The sequence below is a fragment of the Acinetobacter sp. PK01 genome (assembly GCF_022819285.1).
GTDB lineage: Bacteria > Pseudomonadota > Gammaproteobacteria > Pseudomonadales > Moraxellaceae > Acinetobacter > Acinetobacter tandoii.
The window spans coordinates 2,538,883-2,559,319 of sequence record NZ_CP094643.1 but is presented as its reverse complement, the minus strand read 5'-3'; the positions used below and the strand labels follow the sequence as shown (position 1 = coordinate 2,559,319).

Sequence of the window (20,437 nt, the reverse complement as noted above, 5' to 3'; positions counted from 1 at the left end):
CTGCCGCTTTTTTTTCATCAAATTTTGGTATGACCACGCGCGTTACTATCTCACCCGACGCCATCGAAGACTAAGGCGTATATTTTACAGTTTGGCTTGAATTACCAAACAGAGTATCTACAATAAGAAACACGCCAATCTCGACATTCATGTTATTGCAGTGAATGTGATATTTCTTATAGATAATGACAGTACATGAAGCAGAACTTAGAACAACCACATTTTCAGATTAAAACCCAAGAGTGTTGGTCACATACTTGGCGTAAACCCGCTTTTCAGTATCTTGAATCTGCCCACTTTAACGGCACGCGTTTTTCGAATCCTTTGCATGCACCAGAGGGGCGTAGTCATTTTGATTTGTTCAAGTGGTTGTTAAAACGAAAGTCATCGACTTGGGACAAAGAAACCCCATTAGATGCTGCTTCTACCACCCCACGTGTATTGCCACAAAGTCGTCCCAATGCAGCACTGAATGATTGGCAAGTCTGGTTTGTGGGACATGCCACCGTGTTATTACAGATTGGCCCTTATAATTTTCTCACGGATCCTGTTTGGGCTGAATTTGTCAGTCCGAAACAGGGCCGTGGGCCGAAGCGGTTTTGTCCCGCAGGGATTGCGCTAGAAGAATTACCGCCTATTCATGCTGTTTTACTCAGCCATAATCATTATGATCATATGGATTTGGCAAGCCTGAACTGGTTGCATGACAAGTTCGCCATGCCGATTTACACAGGCTTGGGTAATGGCTGGTATTTACCGAAAAGTATGCATGTGATTGAACTGGACTGGTGGCAATCTGCACAGTTTCATGAACTGGAATTGATTTATACTCCCGCACAACATGGATCTGGTCGTGGAATACGTGATCAGAACATGGCGCTTTGGGGTGGTTTTGCAGTTAAACAGGGACGTGAATATAGTTTCTTTGCGGGCGATACAGGCTATTCACCCCATTTTAAGGAAATTCATACCCGTTTGGGGCCTCCACGCATTGCCTTATTGCCGATAGGTGCTTATGAGCCACGTGAGTTGATGCGTTATATGCATATGAACCCTGAAGATGCTTTTCAGGCACATAAAGATTTGCATGCCAGATGTTCATTGGCCATTCATTACCGTAGTTATCAATTGACCGATGAAGCACGTGAGCAGCCTGAACATGATTTACATGTAGCGATGCGTGGTTCGTCAAAATTAATGAATCCGTTTTATTGCATTCGGGAAGGTAAGCGTTTAATTGTTTAAAGCATCACCCGTGTTTTAAAGTGTTTATTCTTGATCTTTTATGAGGCGAATGGCGGTTAAGGACAAAGCCAGCATTGCAATATTCATCACAAAGGGATTAAAGGCTTGGGTGAAATAGTGTGGGTCGACAATCAAAATTAAAAGGCTTAATCCGAGCATACCGACAATATTGAGATAATGGAGCGCTAAGGTTTTATAACCCGTTAAAAATAATGCTCCGAAGATGATTTCGATTGCGCCAGAACATTGCATCAGGCTAATTGCAGCTTGATCATTAAATCCCTGTAACATCCAAATACGGCGTTCATCATCGGCTTGAAATAGAATTTTGGGAATCAGACCTTGATAAATCCACAGTATTGCTAGGCTCATATGAATGGTTTGAAGCGTCTTTTTATTGAGTCGTTGACTATTCACGGATGACCTGTTCTAGAAAATGATGTTTATTTTCTTGGGATGGAATGAGGCAATGATCAGTTTTACCAAAAAGGGTATAGCGATTGAGTGCAACCCGACGATACAAAAAATCCCGAAATGGTCGTGGAATAAGATAACCCGTTTTCATCAGAGAGAAAGGCAGACCGAGTCGAGCCAGTACTTTTAATAAGGCGGTAGATTCTGTAAATAATTGCCCATCGATAATCACAATCATAGTGGTGTAATGTGTGGTCGACATCCCATAATATTCAAGAATTTTTTCTCCCAAAAGGGACTGGGCTGAAGCGAGTTTGAATTGAGCCTGCGGATCATGTTGGATGAGAAAACGTGCCCAACCATTACAGATAACACAAATGGCATCAAATAAGATGATGTCATATTGTTGAATGATGTGATCGAGATCATTCTGCATTTTTTATATTCTAAAGTTCTCATCTGTTCAAAATAACAGAAATTACTGGCTATATGTAGCCTATATTTTATTCAAAATCATGCTGTTTGAAATGCTAAATGGTACGAGTGTTACGAAGCCCACAGACATCAAATGTGTGTCTATAGCCATTTAAAAATCTTTTTTTCTTCAATGCTTATATAGAAGAATTCGATTGTTTTGATTAGTAAATACCGCTTTAGCTTGTCTAGAAAAAAGGCTATGTTGATAGTCGAACACTACTTTTACACGGTTCAATAATAAACATTGAAAGACTTGAGTTTGGAGACATAACATGGACAATAATTCGCAAGCCTCGTCAGGTAAGTGCCCATTTTCACATGGTGCCAATACCTCCGCTGCCAGCTCAAATACCGATTGGTGGCCAAATTCACTTAATTTAGACATCCTTTCACAACACGATACCAAAACCAATCCGCTCGATCCTGACTTTAATTATGCTGAAGCCTTCAAATCTCTCGATTTAGAAGCCGTTAAACAAGATATTCGCGACCTGATAAACAGTAGCCAAGATTGGTGGCCATCAGATTATGGCAGCTACATCGGGATGTTTGTACGTACGGCATGGCATTTGGCGGGTTCGTACCGTAAGCAAGATGGCCGTGGTGGTGCCAACACGGGTAATCAGCGTTTTGCCCCACTGAATAGCTGGCCAGATAACGTTAATACGGATAAAGGCCGCCGTTTACTTTGGCCAATTAAGAAAAAATATGGCAACAAACTGTCTTGGGGCGATTTAATTGTTCTTGCAGGGACAGTAGCGTATGACGTTGCGGGATTAAAGACCTTTGGTTTCGGTGGTGGTCGTGTTGATATCTGGCATCCTGAAAAAGACATTTACTGGGGAGAAGAGCATGAATGGTTGGCACCAACCGCGAATCGCTATGGCAGTGACCAAGACCGTAAATCATTAGAAAATCCTTTGGCTGCGGTACAAATGGGCTTGATCTATGTAAACCCTGAAGGGGTGGATGGTGTGCAAGATCCATTGCGTACCGCACAAGACATGCGCGTGACCTTTGACCGTATGGGAATGGACGACGAAGAAACCGTTGCGCTCACAGTCGGTGGTCATACTGTTGGTAAAGCACATGGTAATGGTAAAGCTGAATTACTCGGTAAAGATGTGGAAGGGGCTGATGTTGAATTCCAAGGCTTAGGTTGGCATAACCCAGAAGGCACAGGTAACGGCCCTAATACCATGGTGAGCGGTTTAGAAGGAGCATGGACCACGCATCCAACCAAATGGGATAATGAATTCCTTTATCTACTATTCACTTATGAGTGGCAAAAAACCACCAGCCCTGCTGGGGCAAAACAATGGGAACCCGTCAACATTAAGGAAGAAGACAAGCCTGTTGATGCGCATAACCCGAATGTACGCCGTAACCCAATGATGACCGATGCGGATATGGCTCTCAAAATGGACCCTGAATACCGCAAAATTGCAGAAGGTTTTTATAAAGACCCTGCACGTTTGGCAGAAGTCTTTGCCCGTGCTTGGTACAAGTTGACCCATCGTGACATGGGGCCAAAATCTCGCTACTTGGGTGCAGATGTGCCCGAAGAAGATTTAATTTGGCAAGACCCAATCCCGACTGTAGATTACACGTTGTCTGAAGCAGAAATTGATGAGCTGAAAGTAAAATTGCTGAATAGTGGTTTATCTAGTAGTGATCTCATTACCACCGCTTGGGATAGCGCAAGAACTTATCGTGGTTCAGACTTCCGTGGTGGTGCCAATGGTGCTCGTATCCGTTTATCTCCTCAAAAAGACTGGATAGGCAACGAGCCTGAGCGTTTGCAACGAGTGCTCGCAAAGCTCGAAGAAATTCAGGCAGTGTTAGCGAAGAAAGTGAGTATTGCTGATCTGATTGTATTGGGAGGTACGGCTGCGGTAGAAAAAGCAGCGCAAGCCGCAGGTGTGAATGTGAAAGTGCCATTTACGCCTGGGCGTGGTGATGCTTTACAGGAACAAACCGACGAATATTCTTTTGCCGATTTGGAACCAACCCATGACGGTTACCGTAACTGGCAAAAACAAGATTATGCGGTGCAGCCTGAAGAAATGCTGTTAGATCGTACCCAATTAATGGGTTTAACCGCACCTGAAATGACTGTATTAATTGGTGGTATGCGTGTGCTCGATACCAACTACGGCGGTGCAAAAGAAGGCGTGTTTACTGACCGTGTCGGCGTACTCAGCAATGATTTCTTTGTCAATTTAACTGACATGAACAATACGTGGAAACCGGTGGGTAAAAACCGTTATGAAATTCGAGACCGTGCGACTGGTGCAGTGAAATGGACGGCAACTCGTGTGGATTTGGTGTTTGGTTCAAACTCGATTTTACGTTCTTACGCTGAGGTGTATGCGCAGGATGATAACAAAGAGAAATTTGTACATGACTTTATTGCTGCTTGGAATAAAGTGATGAATGCTGACCGTTTTGATGTGAAGTAAGCTTCGCATAATAAAAAACCGCTCGAAAGAGCGGTTTTTTATGGAATGATGCTTTTTCATTTAAACTTAAATGAGTTGTACAAATAATGCTTTTTACACCTTAAGATATTTGAATATCTACGTTGTGAATTACCTTTCTTAGACGGTGTATTATGTTAATTTTAGATTTTATTTAATATATGGTATGAAATGATTGAAGATATTAGATATTTAATAGTTTTTGCAAAAATTGCTGAAATAGGCTCTATTAGCAAAGGAGCTAAAGCGATAGGCTTATCTAGTGCAACCGCTAGTCAACACCTTACAAAATTAGAAAAAAATTTGGGGTGTGCTTTATTCTATAGAAATACTAGAAAAATAACTCTCACTCATGATGGAGAAAAGCTTTTAGAAACCGCTAAATCCATATTAGAAACTTATGAGCAAGGTATTAACGATTTAAGAAAAAGCTCAATCATCGGAAATAAAAAATTAAACATCTCAATTCCTGCTATTTTTATTTATGGGGAATTTATGAATCATATTACTGATTTTATAAAGGATTTTCCTGATTTAATTTTAAATATTACTTGTGATGATGAAAAAAATGACATTGTTTTTGAAAATATAGATGTAGCTTTTAGAATAGGAGAGCCTTTGGATAGCTCTCTAAAAGCTAAGTATTTATTTGATTTACCAAGAAGTATTGTTGCAACTAAAAACTTTCTTAAGACCTACGGTGAACCGAAAATACCATATGACTTAGAAGCAATGAAATGGATTGGTCTAAGTATGCGCCCACATTCAAGAATATTGAAAAACAACGAGAATGGTGAAGAAATAAAAATTTCATATAATCCAAATATTTGTGTAAATAATGTAGAAGCATCTTATCAGCTAGCAAAACTTGATGCTGGTTTGGCTGCTCCTCCTGATTATTTAATTCAAAATGACATTGTTAAGGGGGATATTGTAAAAGTTTTACCTCAATGGGAACTACAACCTTTAAACGTATATGCAATTTGGCCAGCCAATTTACCCATCAATAGTATTGCCTATTCATTAATTAATAAAATTTATAGCTCATTTAACAGTGAAAATATTAAATATCATATATATAGAAATGAAGATTAAAGAAAAGCCCATCAATCTGTTGAACAATAAAATACGCTTACTATTACTCAATGCAATAGATAGTTTTTCACCTAAAGCTCCCCATATAGCTAAAGATAAATAACAAATTAGAAAGTAAATACAGATAAATACTATAAGCGGAGTGTTGGTATTCTGTGCTGAAAATAAAGCAGTACCTGAAGCACATGCAATCCATGCTTTAGGATTTAACCACTGCAATAAGAATCCATCGATGAAATTGGGTATAGAGCTATTATGATTGACTTCAATTTCTGGTTTAGAGGATAGTATTTTATAGCCTATATAAATAATAAAAAAAGCGCCTAAAAACTCTAATAATCTAAAGATGATAGGATAAGTATTTATAATTTTATAAAATCCGAATCCTACGGATATTAAAAGCAATACGAACCCAATAGTTGCTCCTGATATAAAAGGAAAAGTTTTAATAAAACCATGATTTAAACTTGTTGACAGTATTGTTATATTCACAGGACCAGGCGAAATAGACATACTTAGAGAGAACACGAACATGCTTAAAATTATTGCTAATGACATTTTTACGATCAATTTATAAATATCTATGTAGCTCAAGGTTACTATCATAAAACATATAGAATTAGCCTGTTTTTATCAAAAACAGTTTTAGAAATTTCGGCTATTTAATATCATAGATATGATGTAAAGTTAAATTTATTTTTTATTTAAATATTAAATACTTAGTTGTTTATTTATTGCTAAAGAGTACACGAAAAACCAATTTTTAAACAAGTCGGATTTTTTGAAAGTAGTTCAGTTTTATTTTGCCAATCGAAGATGGTTACTTCGCGTATAAAATTTTTTTATTAAAAATTAAGTTTCTACAAACTTTGGCGAATATCCTTTTCGAGTTGATCCCACTCCATAAACTCTGGCTCGACCAACAAGCTCTGCGACACAAAACCATAACACACCCGTTGCACATTTAAACTGATGACCTTGAGTTGAGCTTCATCCTTAATATAAGGCTGAAGGATGCTGTACCACATCTGCACCATCATGGCATAACTTTTACGGTAACTTTCAATGTTCGAAACCTGCCGTTCGAGCAAAAAAGCCTGTGCCCAAAGAAACTGCCGAGCCTGAATCTGTTCAAGCTGAAAGTGGATAATCTGCTGTAAATAGTCTGTAAAACTTAATTTTGTGGATAACTCCATCAGACTTTGTGCATAACTTTTTAGCTGTTCTGCATTACCTTTCACATGTTGATGAATGGTCAATGCAATCAAATCTTCTTTCTTGGAAAAGTACTCATAAAAGGTGCCTAAACCAACGCCAGCCATATCCGTAATTTCACGAATGGTGATTTCATGCGCATGACGCTCATGTAAAAGCCGAACAAAGCTTTCTTGTAGGGCTTCTTGCGTGAGCTTGGCCCTGGATTGGCGTGGTCTACGGCGCACTTGGACTTCAGGATTTTTCATGGCACAAAGCTGAACATATCAAGATGAATTTTTCTCTATACTGAAATGAAAAGCGAACTAGAACAAGAGCAAAGTTGAAATGATCAATACATGGACGACCCATCAAATCAGTAACCAATTTGATGAAAAACAGGACTATAATCTATTTAGCACCGATCAAGTTCTACAAGAAATATTGACTCGGTATGGCAGTCAGGATCAAGCCGCTTTGGCAGAGTTGGGACAAGTCGCTGGCTCGGCAGAATATTATCAATATGCCGATCAAGCTAATCAGCATCCCCCCATTTTACATGCCTTTGACGCACGTGGACGTCGGAAAGACTTTATTGAGTTTCATCCCGCGTGGCATCGGTGGATGGCATTAAATCGCAACTATGCACTACATGCTCATCCATTTTTAGTCCAGCAACCTAAAGCGGCATGGGTGGATTGGGCGGCGCGTTTTTATATGAGTGGACAAGTCGAATGTGGCAGTTTGTGTCCCACCGCGATGACGCTCGGCAGTATTCCATTGCTGCAACGTGAGCCTGAACTGTGGGAAAAAATCGGTACTAAGTTATTATCAACCGAATACGATGAGCGTGATGTGCCAATTAGTCAGAAAAAATCAATTTGGTTGGGTATGGGCATGACCGAAAAGCAGGGTGGTTCAGATGTACGAGCCAATCAAACCCTAGCAAAACCTGTTGCTACTGCGGGACGAGGACATGCTTATTTGCTGACTGGTCATAAATGGTTTTTCTCTGCCCCCATGTGTGATGCACATTTGGTGGTGGCACAAACTGAACAAGATGGTTTGGCATGTTTCTTTGTACCGCGTTGGCTAGAAGATGGCAGTAAAAATGCCATACAGGTACAGCGTTTAAAAGACAAAGTTGGAAACCGTAGTAATTCTAGTTCTGAGGTTGAGTTTAAAGAGGCGTGGGGAATTATGATTGGTGAGGTGGGACGTGGTATTCCCACCATTATTGAAATGGCAAATTACACCCGACTCACTTGTTCGGTAGGCAGTAGTGCTATGTTGCGGCAAGCTTTGGTGCAATGTCTTGCTTATACCCGACAGCGTAAGGCTTTTGGAAAACATTTGTCTGATCAACCGTTGATGCAAGCCGTTTTAGTCGATGTAGCTTTGGAAACCGAAGCCGCAGTGCAACTCAGTTTCCATTTGGCACATTGTTATGATCAAGATGATGCTTTATCGGTGGCATGGAAAAGAATAATGACACCTGCTACCAAGTTCTGGATTTGCAAACGTGCGGTGGAACTCTCTGGTGAAATGATGGAAGTTTTTGGTGGTAATGGTTACGTCGATGCAGGAATTATGGCGCGAATTTTTAAAGAAGCGCCTGTAAATACCATTTGGGAAGGTTCAGGCAATGTCATGTGTTTAGATGTATTGCGGGCGATTCAACGTGAGCCAGAATCCATGCAGCTGTTGTTGCAGTCTTTCGCGGATGCAAGCCATCAGCAGCCATTATTAAAAACAGAACTACGACAATTGCTACAGTTATTCCAGCAAACGCCTGAGCAACTGCAATTTATGGCTCGTAGTTTGGTTAGTCGATTGGTCATCTTGGCGCAAGCTTGTTTATTGCAACAATATGCTCCAGCGTTTATTGCAGATGCATTTATTCAATCTCGTTATCAGGCATTTCATGGTCGTGTTGTGGGCATGCTTGAAATACAATCGAGCGATGTTGATAAAATTTTGGAGCGCGTGTTGGCGATTTAAAGAGTTGTTATTAGCCTTAATTAGTGCAAGAAGTTTATTTTTTAATCAAATGTGTAAGCTATAACGTACAAGTAATGAAGGATTTTGCGTATAGGCAATTTTTTTGAAATCACCTATCATGCATTTCATTCAGGAACAGGATGTTCCAGAACATTCAAGGATTGAAATGTTCTAAAGCAAGGATCGTTTTGGTGCAACAGGAAGTTATACCGAGCAACGAATATGGAAAAAGCCCGACAGGATGTTGGGCTTTTTTTATTTGCTATATCACCATCTTTTTAAGCAACTAAGCCCTTTAAATCCAAAGTAAATTAAATTCATGTGGAGCTAAAACTTCACAATCAAGGTACTCATCACCTCTTCATTGAAGTATTGAATTAATGCTTCGGGTAAATGGGTAAAGCCATCAATCAGATGCACCTGATACGTAATTTTCCCTTGCGTTAAATATTCTGCCATCACTCGATTTGATTCATTCATAAATTCTAAATAAGGGCTTAGCATTGTGCCATGTATGCTTAAATAGCGATGCTGAATTTCCTTGCAAGATAGTGCAGGGTGAGAAGTTTGATGATGTGTCGATTGCTTATCTAATACGATGACACGTCCGAAAGGATTCATCTGCGGATAAACCAGCTTTTGCAGCGGTTCATCTTTATTATCAAAAAAGATATCTATACCGTCTGGGGTTGCACTGCTTAATTGCGTTGCGGAATGTGAGTTATTCACATGAATGGCTGCATCAAACCCCAATTGATTCACCAAGTGCTGGCATTTCTTATTGGAGTCTGAACAGCCAATAACTCTCAGCCCTTTGGCTTTTGCGAGTTGACCGAGTAATGCGCCTAATGTGCTTGCTGCATTGGCAATCAAGAGCGTTTCTCCTGCTTTCGGTTGAGCAAGCTTGATTAACCCAATATAGGCCGTAAGCCCAGTAAAATAGAAGAGAGCAAGGATGGCTTCAGCAGGTAGGCTAGAATCGACAATATACATTTCAGAATGGCCCAAAACATATTCATGCCAGCCTGTAATTCCCACCACCTGAGCTCCTACAGGAAATTGAGGATTTAAGGACTCAATGACCTCACCTACGCCATAAGATTGAAGACTTTCGCTATATTGCGTAGAGGTAAATGAATTGTAATGTCTTTGGTGTAACCAATAAGGCATGACAGGGTCTAAGCAGATATGCGTCTGCCTAACCAAAAACTCACCCACAGTTAAATTTGGTAAAGACAAGGGAACCATATCAAATATATCCATACTCAATTTTCCTTGTGGATATTTAAACAAGCTAAATGCTTGATTCCTTTTTTTATTATTATCCTTTTACAGTTGCTTTCTTCGGATTGATATTGCACGGATTAAGCCAAAGCATTGGATAAAAAAGATTGTTAATCTATTGTTCTTGTTGATACCTGCTTAAAGGATTAAATAGCTTTAACGCTCATTCTTTTTATTGATTGGATGAGGCCTTTATCCTGTCTGTTTTTTCCTTAGAACGTTGGGTGATTAAGGTGGTATCCAAGCTGAATGACCCAACGACAGGGTCGATGAATAGATTGACGAATTTTCAGTATTTTTAAAGCCGAAAAGTTTGTCAGAGGGTGTAGATAAATTCATGTGCTAGATTGATTTTAAAATGTACAGCGATAGTATTTCAATCTGAATTTGATCCATTTTCTGTATTATTGTTCTTTCAATTGAGCACGTAAGTGGTTGAGTTCCTCACGCAACTGACTCACTTGGTCGGGTGCACATTGAATAGCTGCCAGAATCTGTTCAGGAATAGGCATGACGGCTTGTTTTAAAGCACGTCCTTCAGTTGTTAGATAAATCAGGACACGTCGTTCATCTTCAACCGAGCGTTTACGTTCAATAAAACCCAAACTTTCTAGCCGTTTTAATAAAGGGGTAAGGGTAGAAGATTCTAAAAAAATCCGCTGTCCAATTTCTGAAACAGTCAGTTGATCTTGCTCCCATAAAATCAGCATCACCAAATATTGTGGGTAGGTGATGCCATGAGGTTGTAATAATTTTCGATAGTACTGATTCAGCGCAAGATGAGTTGAATATAAAGCAAAACAAAGTTGATTATCGAGCTTTAATAACTCCTCTTGATTTGACATTTGGCGATACCAATCTATGAAATGATTTCTATTATAACTTTAAGCCAGCATGGCCGACATAGTTATCTGCACATTCAGATGCTTAGACGAAATTTTAATGAGATTACTTCTATTGAGGTTATGGGTGTGGAACGCTAGGAAAGACGTCTATTCTCACCTAAATCTGCTTGTAAAATAGTCAGAAAAGCGTATGATCATTTTCCTGCTATAAATGCAGAAAAATTGAAAAGTCTGTATTCAAAAGGTGAAAAAATGGCCAAACAGAAACGACAAGCAGAACTTGTCATACATAACTTTGTGGCAAAACACATGCATGAAGTCAACAAAAGCCAAGTTTTTGTAGATCGAAAGAAAAATGCAAAACGAGGTTATAGCAAACATAAGCAAGGGCGATATTCTGAAGATTATCGCTCTTTTTTATTGCCACTCTTTACGGCAGGATTGGTGTATTAGGCACCTACAATACGGGTACTCGATTTCACCATATCGGCTAAACCGTGAGTTTTGAAATAATATTCCATCCAGCTTTTCACCATGAGTGGATTACTCATTTTTAAAACACGATCGAGTTGTTCTTGAGCATCAGACATCGGAACATGACAAATCGCTTTGCGTACACGTAAGATGTTACTTGAACTCATCGATAGCGTATTAAAGCCCATTGCCATAAGCAGGACGGCAGACAGTGGATCCCCCGCCATTTCACCACAAATACTGATAGGCTTATCGTATCTATGGCACTCTTGGACCAAACGCGTCAAAGCTCTTAAAATCGAAGGGTGAAAGTGCGAGTAAACATTGGCAACGCGAGGATTATTACGGTCAACCGCCAATAAATATTGGGTTAAGTCATTCGAACCCACCGAAAAGAAATCCACTAATTCCGCAAACTCTTCAATTTGCAAAAGCACACTTGGGACTTCGACCATAATACCGATTTTCGGTTTATTGATTTTAACCTGTTCTTCTTCTTGCACCGCTTGCCAGTCACGATCGAGTAAGTATAGGGCTTCCTCGACTTCACTGACACTGGTCACCATCGGCAATAAAATATGCAGATTATTTAGCCCAATGCTGGCTTTAAGCATGGCACGAATTTGTGAAGAAAAAATTTCGGGATGATCTAAGGTAAAACGGATACCTCGCCAGCCCAAAGCAGAGTTTTCTTCTTCAATCGAGAAGTAAGGTAAATCTTTATCCGCACCAATATCGAGGGTACGCATCACCACAGGTTTGTTGGCAAAGTGGCTGAGCTGCTGACGGTAGATGGCACGTTGTTCCTCTTCCCCAGGGAAGCGGTCACGGAGCATAAACGGAATTTCAGAGCGATATAAACCTACGCCTTTGGCACCACGTTGTACACCACGCACTACATCAATCATCAGACCTGTATTCACATAAAGAGGTACAGCAACACCATCAGGCGTCATCGCATCTTTGGTCTCATATTGTTTGAGATCTTTGGCAATTTGCTCTTCTTCTTTTTGAATTTCTTTATAGCGGGTACGTAAACGACGTGGCGGATTAATAAATACACGACCCTGATGTGCATCGACTATCATTTCAGCATCATCAAGGGTATTAATTGGTAGTTCAGTCACCCCAACTACGGTTGGAATTCCCAGTGCACGTGCCACAATAACCATGTGCGAATTCATCGCCCCTTCACTGGTCACGATGGCTGCAATTTTGTCGACAGGCAATTCAACCAAAGCAGCGGTCGAGATTTCCTCACCAATTAAGATGCTTTCATCTGTCAGTTCACGGTGGCTAGAATCGGCTTCTTGTAAAAATGCCAAAATACGTCGGCCTAAATCTTTCAGATCCGCCACACGTTCACGTAAATAGTCATCTTCCATTTGTGCAAATAGCGCAATATGGTTTTCAATGACAATACGGACGGCACCTTGTGCCCAATTACCATCACGAATTTCCGATTTAATTTCAGCAGGAAGGGCATTTTCGTCCAACATGCGCAAGAATACGCTAAACAATGCACGTTCTTCTGCCATTAAGGCATCTTGCATTTTATCGTCTAGCGATTGAATTTCTTCTCGAACAGATTTGAGTGCGCTATCTAGTAAAGCCAATTCTTCGCTGATGTCATCTGCTTCACGGTCAGGTACTGCCGATAAATCGGCAGGAGGATATAAAATGACAGCACGACCTAAGGCAATTCCGCCTGAGCCAGACACCCCTTGGAAGGTTTTATAAGCAGGCAGGTTGCTTGGTTTACGGAAGACATCAATATTGCCAACAGCATGTGCGTGTGCGATTACGCCTGAAAGCTGCGCGCAGAGTGTGACAAGAAAGGATTCAGCGGCTTCACTAAAATCTTGTTTATCTTTATTTTGGACCACCAAGACACCCATCACCTTGCGGCGGTACATGACAGGTACACCAAGGAAAGAATTATAGATTTCTTCCCCAGTTTCTGGTAGGTACATAAAGCGTTCATGCTTGGGTGCATCATCTAAGTTGACGATTTCTTCACGTTGTCCTACCAGACCCACCAAACCTTCACCTGTATGTAAGGAGACATGTCCAACAGATTCTGGGTTTAGACCTTTAGAGGCCATGAGTAGGTAACGTTGGTTACGTTCATCTAAAAGGTAGATCGAGCAGACATCTACATGCATCGCTTCAGCGACCTGATTGACCATAATGTCGAGTGATTCATGCATACTGGTGGACGCATTGATTTCTTGAACAATACGTCTAAGGGTATCCAGTTGCATGTTCGACATAGAGTCTGCTCCCAAAAAAAGTGTAAATTAGTTTTATTTATAGCAATAGTGTCTTAAAAAATCTGCATATTTATACAATTTTTTTAAGGTTTTTTAATGGGTAATTGATTGCACAATTCCACCATAGCTTTACGATAAACATCTCGCTTGAAATTCACCACCTGTCCTAAAGGATACCAATAGCTAACCCATTGCCATTGGTCGAACTCAGGTGGATCGGACAAATTCAATTGAATATGCTGTACCGAAGCGGTTAACTTGAGTAAAAACCACTTTTGTTTTTGACCTATACACACGGGGTCTGAATCCGCACGTATATACCGATGTGGCAAACGATAGCGCAACCACCCTTTAGTTTGCGCTATGATTTCGACGTGTTCGGGCAGTAAGCCAACTTCTTCTCTCAGCTCACGATAAAGTGCCTGTTCAGGGGTTTCTCCATATTGGATACCTCCTTGTGGAAATTGCCAAGCATTGTGTCCAATGCGTTTTGCCCATAAAACCTGTCCAAAGTCGTTTGCCAAAATGATCCCGACATTGGGTCGGAAACCTTCAGAGTCGATCATTTGGCTACCTAAATTTTGTGTAATATTGTGGCTTCGCGTTCGGGGAGTGTTATTTCTTTATCCAACTCGAACTAAAACAAAGCTAAAATGTTAAAATTGCTATGATCTTAACGAATTTCTATCGACTAGCGGAGATAGATTTACAATTTTTTTCTTAAATTTCAGTTTTTACGAGTATTTTCATGAAATTGGCGCTATTTGATCTCGATCACACCTTACTGAATACCGATTCAGATCATTCTTGGGGAGAGTTTTTAGTCAATGAAGGACTGGTCGATCCCATCCGCCATCGTCAAATGAACGACAAATTTTATGAAGACTATAAGGCCGGGCAATTAGACCCGATTGCCTATAATGAATTTGTATTTGAATTTTTGACCCAGCATGACAACCCGTATTTGACCGAATTACATGAATTGTTCATGCAGAAAGTGATTCGTCCTCAAATGCGCCCTGAGGGTTTCACTGCTATTGAAAAGCATCGTGAAGCAGGCCATGCCTTGGTCGGAATTACTGCCACTTCAGATTTTATTACTGCACCGATTTTTCGTGAATTTGGTATTACTGAAATTATTGCCACCAATGCAGAAGTGGTTGATGGGAAGTACACAGGTAAAGTGATTAATATTCCTTGCTACCAAAAAGGCAAATTGGCGCGTCTAGATTTATGGTTGGCAGGTCGTGAGGTGAGTGAGTCTTGGGCTTATTCAGACTCCATCAATGACCGTTTTTTATTGGAATATGCAGACCACGCCATTGCCGTCAATCCAGATGATCGCTTAGAAGTCTTGGCGAAAGAACAGGGTTGGGATATTCAAGACTGGTCGATTGTCTAAATCATTATCATCAGATATTGATGCTAAACAGCAGCGGTTGACTGAAATCTGCCTCTGCTTTTTTTGTATTCATGTTAAAGATATTTAACAGTTTTAAGCTGTTTAAGTTGTTATGCTGGTCTAGAAAATAAGAAAATTAAAGGACATGAGTATGAATCAAGTTCGACCAAGAATGACACATTTATTTGAACAACTCGGTTTAGATGCGAGTGAAGACGCAATAGCGTTATTTATAGTGACCCATCAACTAAACGCACAGACACATATTGTACAGGCAGATTATTGGAGCGAAGCGCAACGTCAATTTTTAGAAGAAAAAATTCAGTCTGATGGCGAATGGGCGATTGTCGTGGATCAGTTGAATGAATCCTTGCATGAAGAGTCGGTGATAAAAAATAAGATATAATTAAGTTGTGGCGATGAAAGGTTTTTGCGCCACACAATAAATGAATAAATTAAGAAGAAACATATGTCTTTAGATCAACAATTTGTTTTACCCTCGGCATCCTTAGATAATTCGAATTCAATCTATCAACTTGAGCAAGATCGAACCATGTTTGTTGGTGCGAAATATCAATCTTATTATCAAAAACAATTTGAAAAAATCACCCCAAAGAAACAGTATGCAGGTTTTAATATTGCGGCCTTTTTCTTAGGGGTGATTTGGTTATTTTACCGAAAAATGTATAGCTATGGCTTTATGGCAATCGCTTTGATTCTTGTGATTGGGGTGATCGAAACACTCTTGGGAATTGAAGGTTCTGGTTCAACGATTGGCTTAAGTGTGGCATTCGGTATGTTTGGAAATACTTTGTATAAGTATTATGTGGATAAACAGATTGCCAAGATACGACAGTCGGGTAATGCTGACATCAGCACCGAATTAGAAAACCGTGGTGGAACCAATTTGATTGCTGGTTTAATTCTGTTTTTGATTGTACTGGGGCTGATTGCGCTTCAAATCTTTGCATCTTAATACAGGGTTAAGATAAAAAAAGCCATCCTTAAAGATGGCTTTTTATCATTTTAGAATTTTATTTCATCATTTCAATCAGTTCTAACACTGCTTTTGACTGTGTCCGCCCAGGGTGCCAAACCATACCCAATTGACGATTCATTTCAAAACGAATGTCGAGTTGCTGTAAATCTTGATTGAGTAAAGTTTGTGGTAAGACAGACCACCCCAGACCAATTGAAACCAACATTCGAATAGATTCTAGTGGGTTATTGCTCATGGTAATTTTAGGCTTTAACCCCTGTTTTTCAAATTCAGCCAAGGTTATTTGGCTAGTATAAGTTTGGGCAGAGGGCAAAAGACTAGGATAGGCAATCAAATCTTCCAATTTCAGATTTTTCTTTTGAGCCAAAGGATGAAAGGGGGCAGCAACAAACACCAGAGGATCATTCCAAATGGTGACATAATTGAGTCGATCATCACCTTGTGGAGGCAGTGTCAGAAAAGCCAGTTCTAAATCACCTGCAAGGACTTGTTCATGTGCTTGTTCAGAATCGACAAAATGTACATCCAAGGTGACTTGTGGAAATTGTTGTACATAATTGCGTAAATGATGAGGGAGATGATGCAGACCAATATGGTGACTGGTGCCAATCTTGAGTTTACCTTGTACCTGTCGTTGTTCATGGCTCAGGGTATGGTGAATATCGCCGAGTTCATTTAGCCAGTTTTTAACTTTCGGTAATAAAGAATGTGCGGCATGGGTCGCTTGAACGCCACGTCCTGCCGATTCAAATAATTTCACCCCAAAATAATCTTCTAAACTATGAATACGTTTGGTGACCGCAGGTTGGGTAATGAACAGTTGGTCTGCTGCCAAAGAAATTGAACCTGTTTCCATGACTTTTACAAATGCTTCAAAGGCAGCCAGATTCATAGAAATAATCCATAAAGTTTTTTTATATGTAATCTATTATTTAGAAACTTTTAGAATTTATCAAATAAAAAAAGCACCCGTAGTCCGAGTGCAAAGAGGGAAGCATGCTCAAGTTCATATAAATTAGACTGAATTTTTTGGAACTAGTGTGCTTTGATCGTCACTTTTATCCCAGACTTTTTCGTGGAAGAAAAAGGCAAATGCTTGAACCGTTGGTTCGAGTAAACTTAAAGTGATGGCCATGATCAGGCTACCAGTCACAAAGTATCCGACCAACATCGCGACACTTATATGCATAATGTAGTAACTAAGGGTTTTCTTTAAAGTGCGTTGATTGTGTTGAATAAAATGATAAAGATGTGCCATGAGATAGTCCTTGAGCTGCGCTGTATATGCAAAGAATAATGATTTTCATTAAATCTGTAAAAACGAATATTTTTTTTAAATTAATCGAATAATTAGATGGTGAGTCGGTATTTAAATTATTCCAAAAAGTTTTTAAATTTATAAAAATGATAAATTAGATTTATATTATTTCAGCGTTATAATCACCTAAAGTAAAGCAATTACCCAGTTCTATGGAGCGCGTCGACATGGCAGGCAAAACCTTATATGACAAATTGTGGGATGACCACTTAGTAAAACAACGTGATGATGGTTCGTGCTTACTTTATATCGACCGTCATTTATTGCATGAAGTGACTTCACCGCAAGCCTTTGAAGGTTTACAACTTGCTGGGCGTCAACCTTGGCGTTTAAGTGCGAATGTCGCGACTCCTGATCATAATGTACCGACCTCAAAGAAAGAGCGTGAGCAAGGTATTGCAGGGATTGAAGATGACACTTCACGTATTCAAGTGCAAACTTTGGATGACAACTGTGAAGCCTTCAATATTGTTGAATTTAAAATTAATGATATCCGTCAAGGGATTGCACATGTCGTTGGACCCGAACAAGGTTTAACTTTGCCGGGCATGACCGTGGTATGTGGAGATTCACATACGGCAACACATGGTGCTTTTGGCTGTTTGGCGCATGGGATTGGCACTTCAGAAGTTGAACATGTATTGGCAACCCAATGCTTGGTTCAAAAGAAAATGAAGAACATGTTGGTTCGCGTGGATGGTACTTTAGGCCAAGGTGTTACACCAAAAGATGTGGTGTTAGCGATCATTGGTAAAATTGGCACAGCGGGTGGTACAGGTCATGCGATTGAATTTGGTGGTCAGGTATTCCGTGACATGTCGATTGAAGGCCGTATGACCGTGTGTAACATGGCGATTGAGGCGGGTGCACGTGTGGGTATGGTTGCTGTTGATGACAAAACCATTGCCTATGTGAAAGACCGTCCTTATGCACCAAAAGCGGAACAGTGGGATGCTGCGGTTGAGTATTGGAATACTTTACATTCTGATCCCGATGCTGAATTTGATACCGTCGTAGTATTGCAAGGCGAAGAGATTGAGCCACAAGTGTCTTGGGGAACTTCTCCAGAAATGGTGATTCCAGTATCACAAGCGGTACCAACTTTGGCACAAGCGAAAGATGACGTGCAGCGCAATGACTGGACACGTGCTTATAACTACATGGGCTTAGAAGCGGGTCAAGCATTGTCTGATATTCAATTGGATCGTGTATTTATTGGTTCATGCACCAATTCACGAATTGAAGACATTCGTGCAGCGGCAGAAGTGGTAAAAGGTCGTAAAGTTGCTGCTAGCATTAAACAAGCGATGGTGGTTCCGGGTTCTGGTTTAGTCAAAAAACAAGCTGAAGAAGAAGGTTTAGATCAGGTTTTTCTTGAGGCAGGTTTTGAATGGCGTGAACCAGGTTGCTCAATGTGTTTGGCGATGAATGCAGATAAATTACAGCCAGGTGAACATTGTGCTTCGACTTCAAACCGAAACTTTGAAGGTCGTCAGGGCAATGGTGGGCGCACGCATTTGGTGAGTCCAGCAATGGCAGCCGCTGCGGCAATTGCAGGTCATTTTGTTGATGTTCGTACATTCTAATTGGACTAAGGGGAGCAAAACATGAAAGCTTATACCGTTGAACAAGGTATTGTTGCACCATTAGACCGTGCCAATGTCGATACAGATTTAATTATTCCAAAGCAGTTTTTAAAATCAATTAAACGCACAGGTTTTGGTGATAATTTATTTGATGAATTACGCTATTTAGATGAAGGTTATCCAGGGCAAGACAATTCAAAACGTCCGAAAAACCCAGATTTCATCTTAAATCAACCACGTTATCAAGGCGCTTCTGTACTCATTTCACGTGCCAATTTTGGTTGTGGTTCTAGCCGTGAGCATGCACCTTGGGCATTGGAAGAATATGGTTTCCGTACCGTGATCGCACCAAGTTATGCTGACATTTTCTTTAATAACAGCTTTAAAAATGGCATGTTACCTGTGATTCTCTCTGAAGAGATTGTGGATCAGTTATTTAAAGAATGTTTTGCGACCGAAGGCTACCAGCTCACGATTGATTTAGATGCACAAGAAGTTCGTACACCTTCAGGTGAAGCGTTCAAATTTGAAGTTGATCCTTTCCGTAAGCATTGCTTATTGAATGGTTTGGATGACATTGGTTTAACTTTACAAGCACAAGAGGACATCCGTGCTTATGAAGCGAAAACTAAACAATCACGACCTTGGGTTTTTCAAGAAATTCAAGGCTAAAGGTTGCATATTTAGTCATGACAACACCGCCCAACTCTTGCTAACATCAGGGGCATCATCAACATGATAAATGCTTTATTACGCAAGGTTGGGCTAGCAAAATGACGAAAGTTTTCGGTCAATGTGTCGTTGCGGGATTGTTGTGCAGCGCACTGAGTGCATGTCAGTGGGTAGATAGTGCACGTATTAAGCAAGTGGAATATACCGAAAGCCCATCATCAAATGCTTTGATTTATTGTTCTGGAACACACAATTGTGAATTCGAGCGTTTAGGCAATATTTTTATTGTCGATGAGCGAACCCATCGGGTCAATCCTGAGGCAATTAATAAAGGTCTAGTGCGTTTGCAGGCAAAAACCTTGAATAAGCCGAATGCTTTGTATTTATCTGCACCTGCGAAACAACAAGAGTTGGTGATTCGATTTTATCCGATTTCACCCGATCGGGCAGAAACTTTACATGTGATTCATGCCTTTAAAGCCAAACAAACTTATACCTTTAAAATGTATCGCGATCGGACTCGGCAACATGTCAGTTTATTAAATGCTTCTGCTCCAGATCCGCTATGTGTCGATTTGCAGCAAGAACAAAAAACAATTCGTCGCTTTTGCAGACCCTATGACCCGCAAACAGGGTTAGGTGAGTTTGTAGAGCAAAAAATTTAATCTCTAAACAGT

Annotated in this window: 21 protein-coding genes; 11 read left to right on the top strand and 10 right to left on the bottom strand. The window is 40.3% G+C overall.

From position 1 onward, the window contains the following. Nucleotides 1-195: 195 nt before the first annotated feature. Entirely contained in the window at nucleotides 196-1,245 is a 1,050-nt protein-coding gene (locus MP622_RS12050; protein ID WP_243791128.1) for an MBL fold metallo-hydrolase, read from the top strand. 24 nt (nucleotides 1,246-1,269) lie between these two features. On the opposite strand, the gene MP622_RS12045 is transcribed toward MP622_RS12050, so the two are convergent. Together MP622_RS12045 and MP622_RS12040 are read right to left on the bottom strand one after the other, a co-directional pair. After that, on the bottom strand, nucleotides 1,270-1,662 hold the full coding sequence (locus tag MP622_RS12045) for a DoxX-like family protein (protein WP_347881054.1): 393 nt from the start codon (nucleotides 1,660-1,662) through the stop codon (nucleotides 1,270-1,272). Continuing rightward, nucleotides 1,655-2,095, bottom strand: a complete 441-nt coding sequence (locus MP622_RS12040; protein WP_243791126.1) for a DCC1-like thiol-disulfide oxidoreductase family protein — start codon at nucleotides 2,093-2,095, stop codon at nucleotides 1,655-1,657. Before MP622_RS12040 ends, MP622_RS12045 begins: the two co-directional genes overlap by 8 nt. A gap of 313 nt (nucleotides 2,096-2,408) precedes the next feature. Here MP622_RS12040 and katG point away from each other — a divergent pair, with 313 nt between their 5' ends. Then, nucleotides 2,409-4,598: a catalase/peroxidase HPI gene (katG, locus tag MP622_RS12035; protein ID WP_243791124.1), complete on the top strand. Its 2,190-nt coding sequence runs from the start codon at nucleotides 2,409-2,411 to the stop codon at nucleotides 4,596-4,598. Nucleotides 4,599-4,787: 189 nt separating this feature from the next. After that, nucleotides 4,788-5,711: a LysR family transcriptional regulator gene (locus tag MP622_RS12030; protein ID WP_243791123.1), complete on the top strand. Its 924-nt coding sequence runs from the start codon at nucleotides 4,788-4,790 to the stop codon at nucleotides 5,709-5,711. Here the strand turns inward: MP622_RS12030 and MP622_RS12025 are convergent. Together MP622_RS12025 and MP622_RS12020 are read right to left on the bottom strand one after the other, a co-directional pair. Continuing rightward, entirely contained in the window at nucleotides 5,661-6,269 is a 609-nt protein-coding gene (locus MP622_RS12025) for a LysE family translocator (protein WP_243791121.1), read from the bottom strand. The genes MP622_RS12030 and MP622_RS12025 overlap by 51 nt on opposite strands. Before the next feature lie 302 nt (nucleotides 6,270-6,571). Beyond that, on the bottom strand, nucleotides 6,572-7,174 hold the full coding sequence (locus MP622_RS12020; protein ID WP_243791119.1) for a TetR/AcrR family transcriptional regulator: 603 nt from the start codon (nucleotides 7,172-7,174) through the stop codon (nucleotides 6,572-6,574). A 79-nt stretch (nucleotides 7,175-7,253) separates the two neighbouring features. Between MP622_RS12020 and MP622_RS12015 the strand changes: the two genes are divergently transcribed. Beyond that, on the top strand, nucleotides 7,254-8,906 hold the full coding sequence (locus MP622_RS12015) for an acyl-CoA dehydrogenase family protein (RefSeq protein WP_243791117.1): 1,653 nt from the start codon (nucleotides 7,254-7,256) through the stop codon (nucleotides 8,904-8,906). Nucleotides 8,907-9,233: 327 nt separating this feature from the next. Here MP622_RS12015 and MP622_RS12010 read toward each other — a convergent pair whose 3' ends face one another. Further along, complete coding sequence (locus tag MP622_RS12010) at nucleotides 9,234-10,169, bottom strand: NADP-dependent oxidoreductase (RefSeq protein ID WP_243791115.1); 936 nt, start codon at nucleotides 10,167-10,169, stop codon at nucleotides 9,234-9,236. Between the two features lie 425 nt (nucleotides 10,170-10,594). Further along, complete coding sequence (locus tag MP622_RS12005; RefSeq protein ID WP_044740108.1) at nucleotides 10,595-11,035, bottom strand: MarR family transcriptional regulator; 441 nt, start codon at nucleotides 11,033-11,035, stop codon at nucleotides 10,595-10,597. A gap of 252 nt (nucleotides 11,036-11,287) precedes the next feature. On the opposite strand from MP622_RS12005, the gene MP622_RS12000 reads away from it, so the two are divergent. Next, complete coding sequence (locus MP622_RS12000; protein ID WP_151504554.1) at nucleotides 11,288-11,488, top strand: hypothetical protein; 201 nt, start codon at nucleotides 11,288-11,290, stop codon at nucleotides 11,486-11,488. On the opposite strand, the gene ptsP is transcribed toward MP622_RS12000, so the two are convergent. Further along, complete coding sequence (gene ptsP / locus MP622_RS11995) at nucleotides 11,485-13,782, bottom strand: phosphoenolpyruvate--protein phosphotransferase (protein ID WP_243791113.1); 2,298 nt, start codon at nucleotides 13,780-13,782, stop codon at nucleotides 11,485-11,487. The genes MP622_RS12000 and ptsP overlap by 4 nt on opposite strands. Nucleotides 13,783-13,865: 83 nt before the next feature. Next, nucleotides 13,866-14,348, bottom strand: a complete 483-nt coding sequence (locus tag MP622_RS11990; RefSeq protein WP_016168296.1) for an RNA pyrophosphohydrolase — start codon at nucleotides 14,346-14,348, stop codon at nucleotides 13,866-13,868. 182 nt (nucleotides 14,349-14,530) lie between these two features. On the opposite strand from MP622_RS11990, the gene MP622_RS11985 reads away from it, so the two are divergent. From MP622_RS11985 to MP622_RS11975, 3 genes are all read left to right on the top strand, one after another. Next, the gene (locus MP622_RS11985; protein WP_243791112.1) at nucleotides 14,531-15,184 is read left to right on the top strand and encodes an HAD family hydrolase; all 654 of its coding nucleotides are present in this window, start codon (nucleotides 14,531-14,533) and stop codon (nucleotides 15,182-15,184) included. Between the two features lie 151 nt (nucleotides 15,185-15,335). After that, complete coding sequence (locus tag MP622_RS11980) at nucleotides 15,336-15,590, top strand: DUF2789 domain-containing protein (RefSeq protein ID WP_016168294.1); 255 nt, start codon at nucleotides 15,336-15,338, stop codon at nucleotides 15,588-15,590. A 63-nt stretch (nucleotides 15,591-15,653) separates the two neighbouring features. Continuing rightward, complete coding sequence (locus MP622_RS11975) at nucleotides 15,654-16,160, top strand: DUF2628 domain-containing protein (RefSeq protein WP_243791110.1); 507 nt, start codon at nucleotides 15,654-15,656, stop codon at nucleotides 16,158-16,160. 58 nt (nucleotides 16,161-16,218) lie between these two features. Here MP622_RS11975 and MP622_RS11970 read toward each other — a convergent pair whose 3' ends face one another. Both MP622_RS11970 and MP622_RS11965 read right to left on the bottom strand, forming a co-directional pair. Further along, nucleotides 16,219-17,076, bottom strand: a complete 858-nt coding sequence (locus MP622_RS11970) for a LysR family transcriptional regulator (RefSeq protein ID WP_104441140.1) — start codon at nucleotides 17,074-17,076, stop codon at nucleotides 16,219-16,221. 123 nt (nucleotides 17,077-17,199) lie between these two features. After that, entirely contained in the window at nucleotides 17,200-17,442 is a 243-nt protein-coding gene (locus MP622_RS11965) for a DUF2061 domain-containing protein (RefSeq protein WP_016168291.1), read from the bottom strand. Between the two features lie 227 nt (nucleotides 17,443-17,669). Between MP622_RS11965 and leuC the strand changes: the two genes are divergently transcribed. From leuC to MP622_RS11950, 3 genes are all read left to right on the top strand, one after another. Continuing rightward, nucleotides 17,670-19,088: a 3-isopropylmalate dehydratase large subunit gene (leuC, locus tag MP622_RS11960; protein WP_044740102.1), complete on the top strand. Its 1,419-nt coding sequence runs from the start codon at nucleotides 17,670-17,672 to the stop codon at nucleotides 19,086-19,088. 21 nt (nucleotides 19,089-19,109) lie between these two features. Then, nucleotides 19,110-19,760, top strand: a complete 651-nt coding sequence (gene leuD / locus MP622_RS11955) for a 3-isopropylmalate dehydratase small subunit (protein ID WP_016168289.1) — start codon at nucleotides 19,110-19,112, stop codon at nucleotides 19,758-19,760. 101 nt (nucleotides 19,761-19,861) lie between these two features. After that, nucleotides 19,862-20,425 carry a hypothetical protein gene (locus MP622_RS11950; RefSeq protein ID WP_044740101.1) on the top strand — a complete coding sequence of 188 codons (564 nt, stop codon included), beginning with the start codon at nucleotides 19,862-19,864 and terminating at the stop codon, nucleotides 20,423-20,425. The last annotated feature ends 12 nt before the right edge of the window (nucleotides 20,426-20,437 follow it).

Excerpts from the sequence above, each read along its gene's own strand:
- MP622_RS12050 (WP_243791128.1), top strand. The coding sequence starts at position 196 with ATGAAGCAGAACTTAGAACAACCACATTTTCAGATTAAAACCCAAGAG.
- MP622_RS12040 (WP_243791126.1), bottom strand. The coding sequence starts at position 2,095 with ATGCAGAATGATCTCGATCACATCATTCAACAATATGACATCATCTTA.
- katG (WP_243791124.1), top strand. The coding sequence starts at position 2,409 with ATGGACAATAATTCGCAAGCCTCGTCAGGTAAGTGCCCATTTTCACAT.
- MP622_RS12030 (WP_243791123.1), top strand. The coding sequence starts at position 4,788 with ATGATTGAAGATATTAGATATTTAATAGTTTTTGCAAAAATTGCTGAA.
- MP622_RS12025 (WP_243791121.1), bottom strand. The coding sequence starts at position 6,269 with ATGTCATTAGCAATAATTTTAAGCATGTTCGTGTTCTCTCTAAGTATG.
- MP622_RS12020 (WP_243791119.1), bottom strand. The coding sequence starts at position 7,174 with ATGAAAAATCCTGAAGTCCAAGTGCGCCGTAGACCACGCCAATCCAGG.
- MP622_RS12015 (WP_243791117.1), top strand. The coding sequence starts at position 7,254 with ATGATCAATACATGGACGACCCATCAAATCAGTAACCAATTTGATGAA.
- MP622_RS12010 (WP_243791115.1), bottom strand. The coding sequence starts at position 10,169 with ATGGATATATTTGATATGGTTCCCTTGTCTTTACCAAATTTAACTGTG.
- MP622_RS12005 (WP_044740108.1), bottom strand. The coding sequence starts at position 11,035 with ATGTCAAATCAAGAGGAGTTATTAAAGCTCGATAATCAACTTTGTTTT.
- MP622_RS12000 (WP_151504554.1), top strand. The coding sequence starts at position 11,288 with ATGGCCAAACAGAAACGACAAGCAGAACTTGTCATACATAACTTTGTG.
- ptsP (WP_243791113.1), bottom strand. The coding sequence starts at position 13,782 with ATGTCGAACATGCAACTGGATACCCTTAGACGTATTGTTCAAGAAATC.
- MP622_RS11990 (WP_016168296.1), bottom strand. The coding sequence starts at position 14,348 with ATGATCGACTCTGAAGGTTTCCGACCCAATGTCGGGATCATTTTGGCA.
- MP622_RS11985 (WP_243791112.1), top strand. The coding sequence starts at position 14,531 with ATGAAATTGGCGCTATTTGATCTCGATCACACCTTACTGAATACCGAT.
- MP622_RS11980 (WP_016168294.1), top strand. The coding sequence starts at position 15,336 with ATGAATCAAGTTCGACCAAGAATGACACATTTATTTGAACAACTCGGT.
- MP622_RS11975 (WP_243791110.1), top strand. The coding sequence starts at position 15,654 with ATGTCTTTAGATCAACAATTTGTTTTACCCTCGGCATCCTTAGATAAT.
- MP622_RS11970 (WP_104441140.1), bottom strand. The coding sequence starts at position 17,076 with ATGAATCTGGCTGCCTTTGAAGCATTTGTAAAAGTCATGGAAACAGGT.
- MP622_RS11965 (WP_016168291.1), bottom strand. The coding sequence starts at position 17,442 with ATGGCACATCTTTATCATTTTATTCAACACAATCAACGCACTTTAAAG.
- leuC (WP_044740102.1), top strand. The coding sequence starts at position 17,670 with ATGGCAGGCAAAACCTTATATGACAAATTGTGGGATGACCACTTAGTA.
- leuD (WP_016168289.1), top strand. The coding sequence starts at position 19,110 with ATGAAAGCTTATACCGTTGAACAAGGTATTGTTGCACCATTAGACCGT.
- MP622_RS11950 (WP_044740101.1), top strand. The coding sequence starts at position 19,862 with ATGACGAAAGTTTTCGGTCAATGTGTCGTTGCGGGATTGTTGTGCAGC.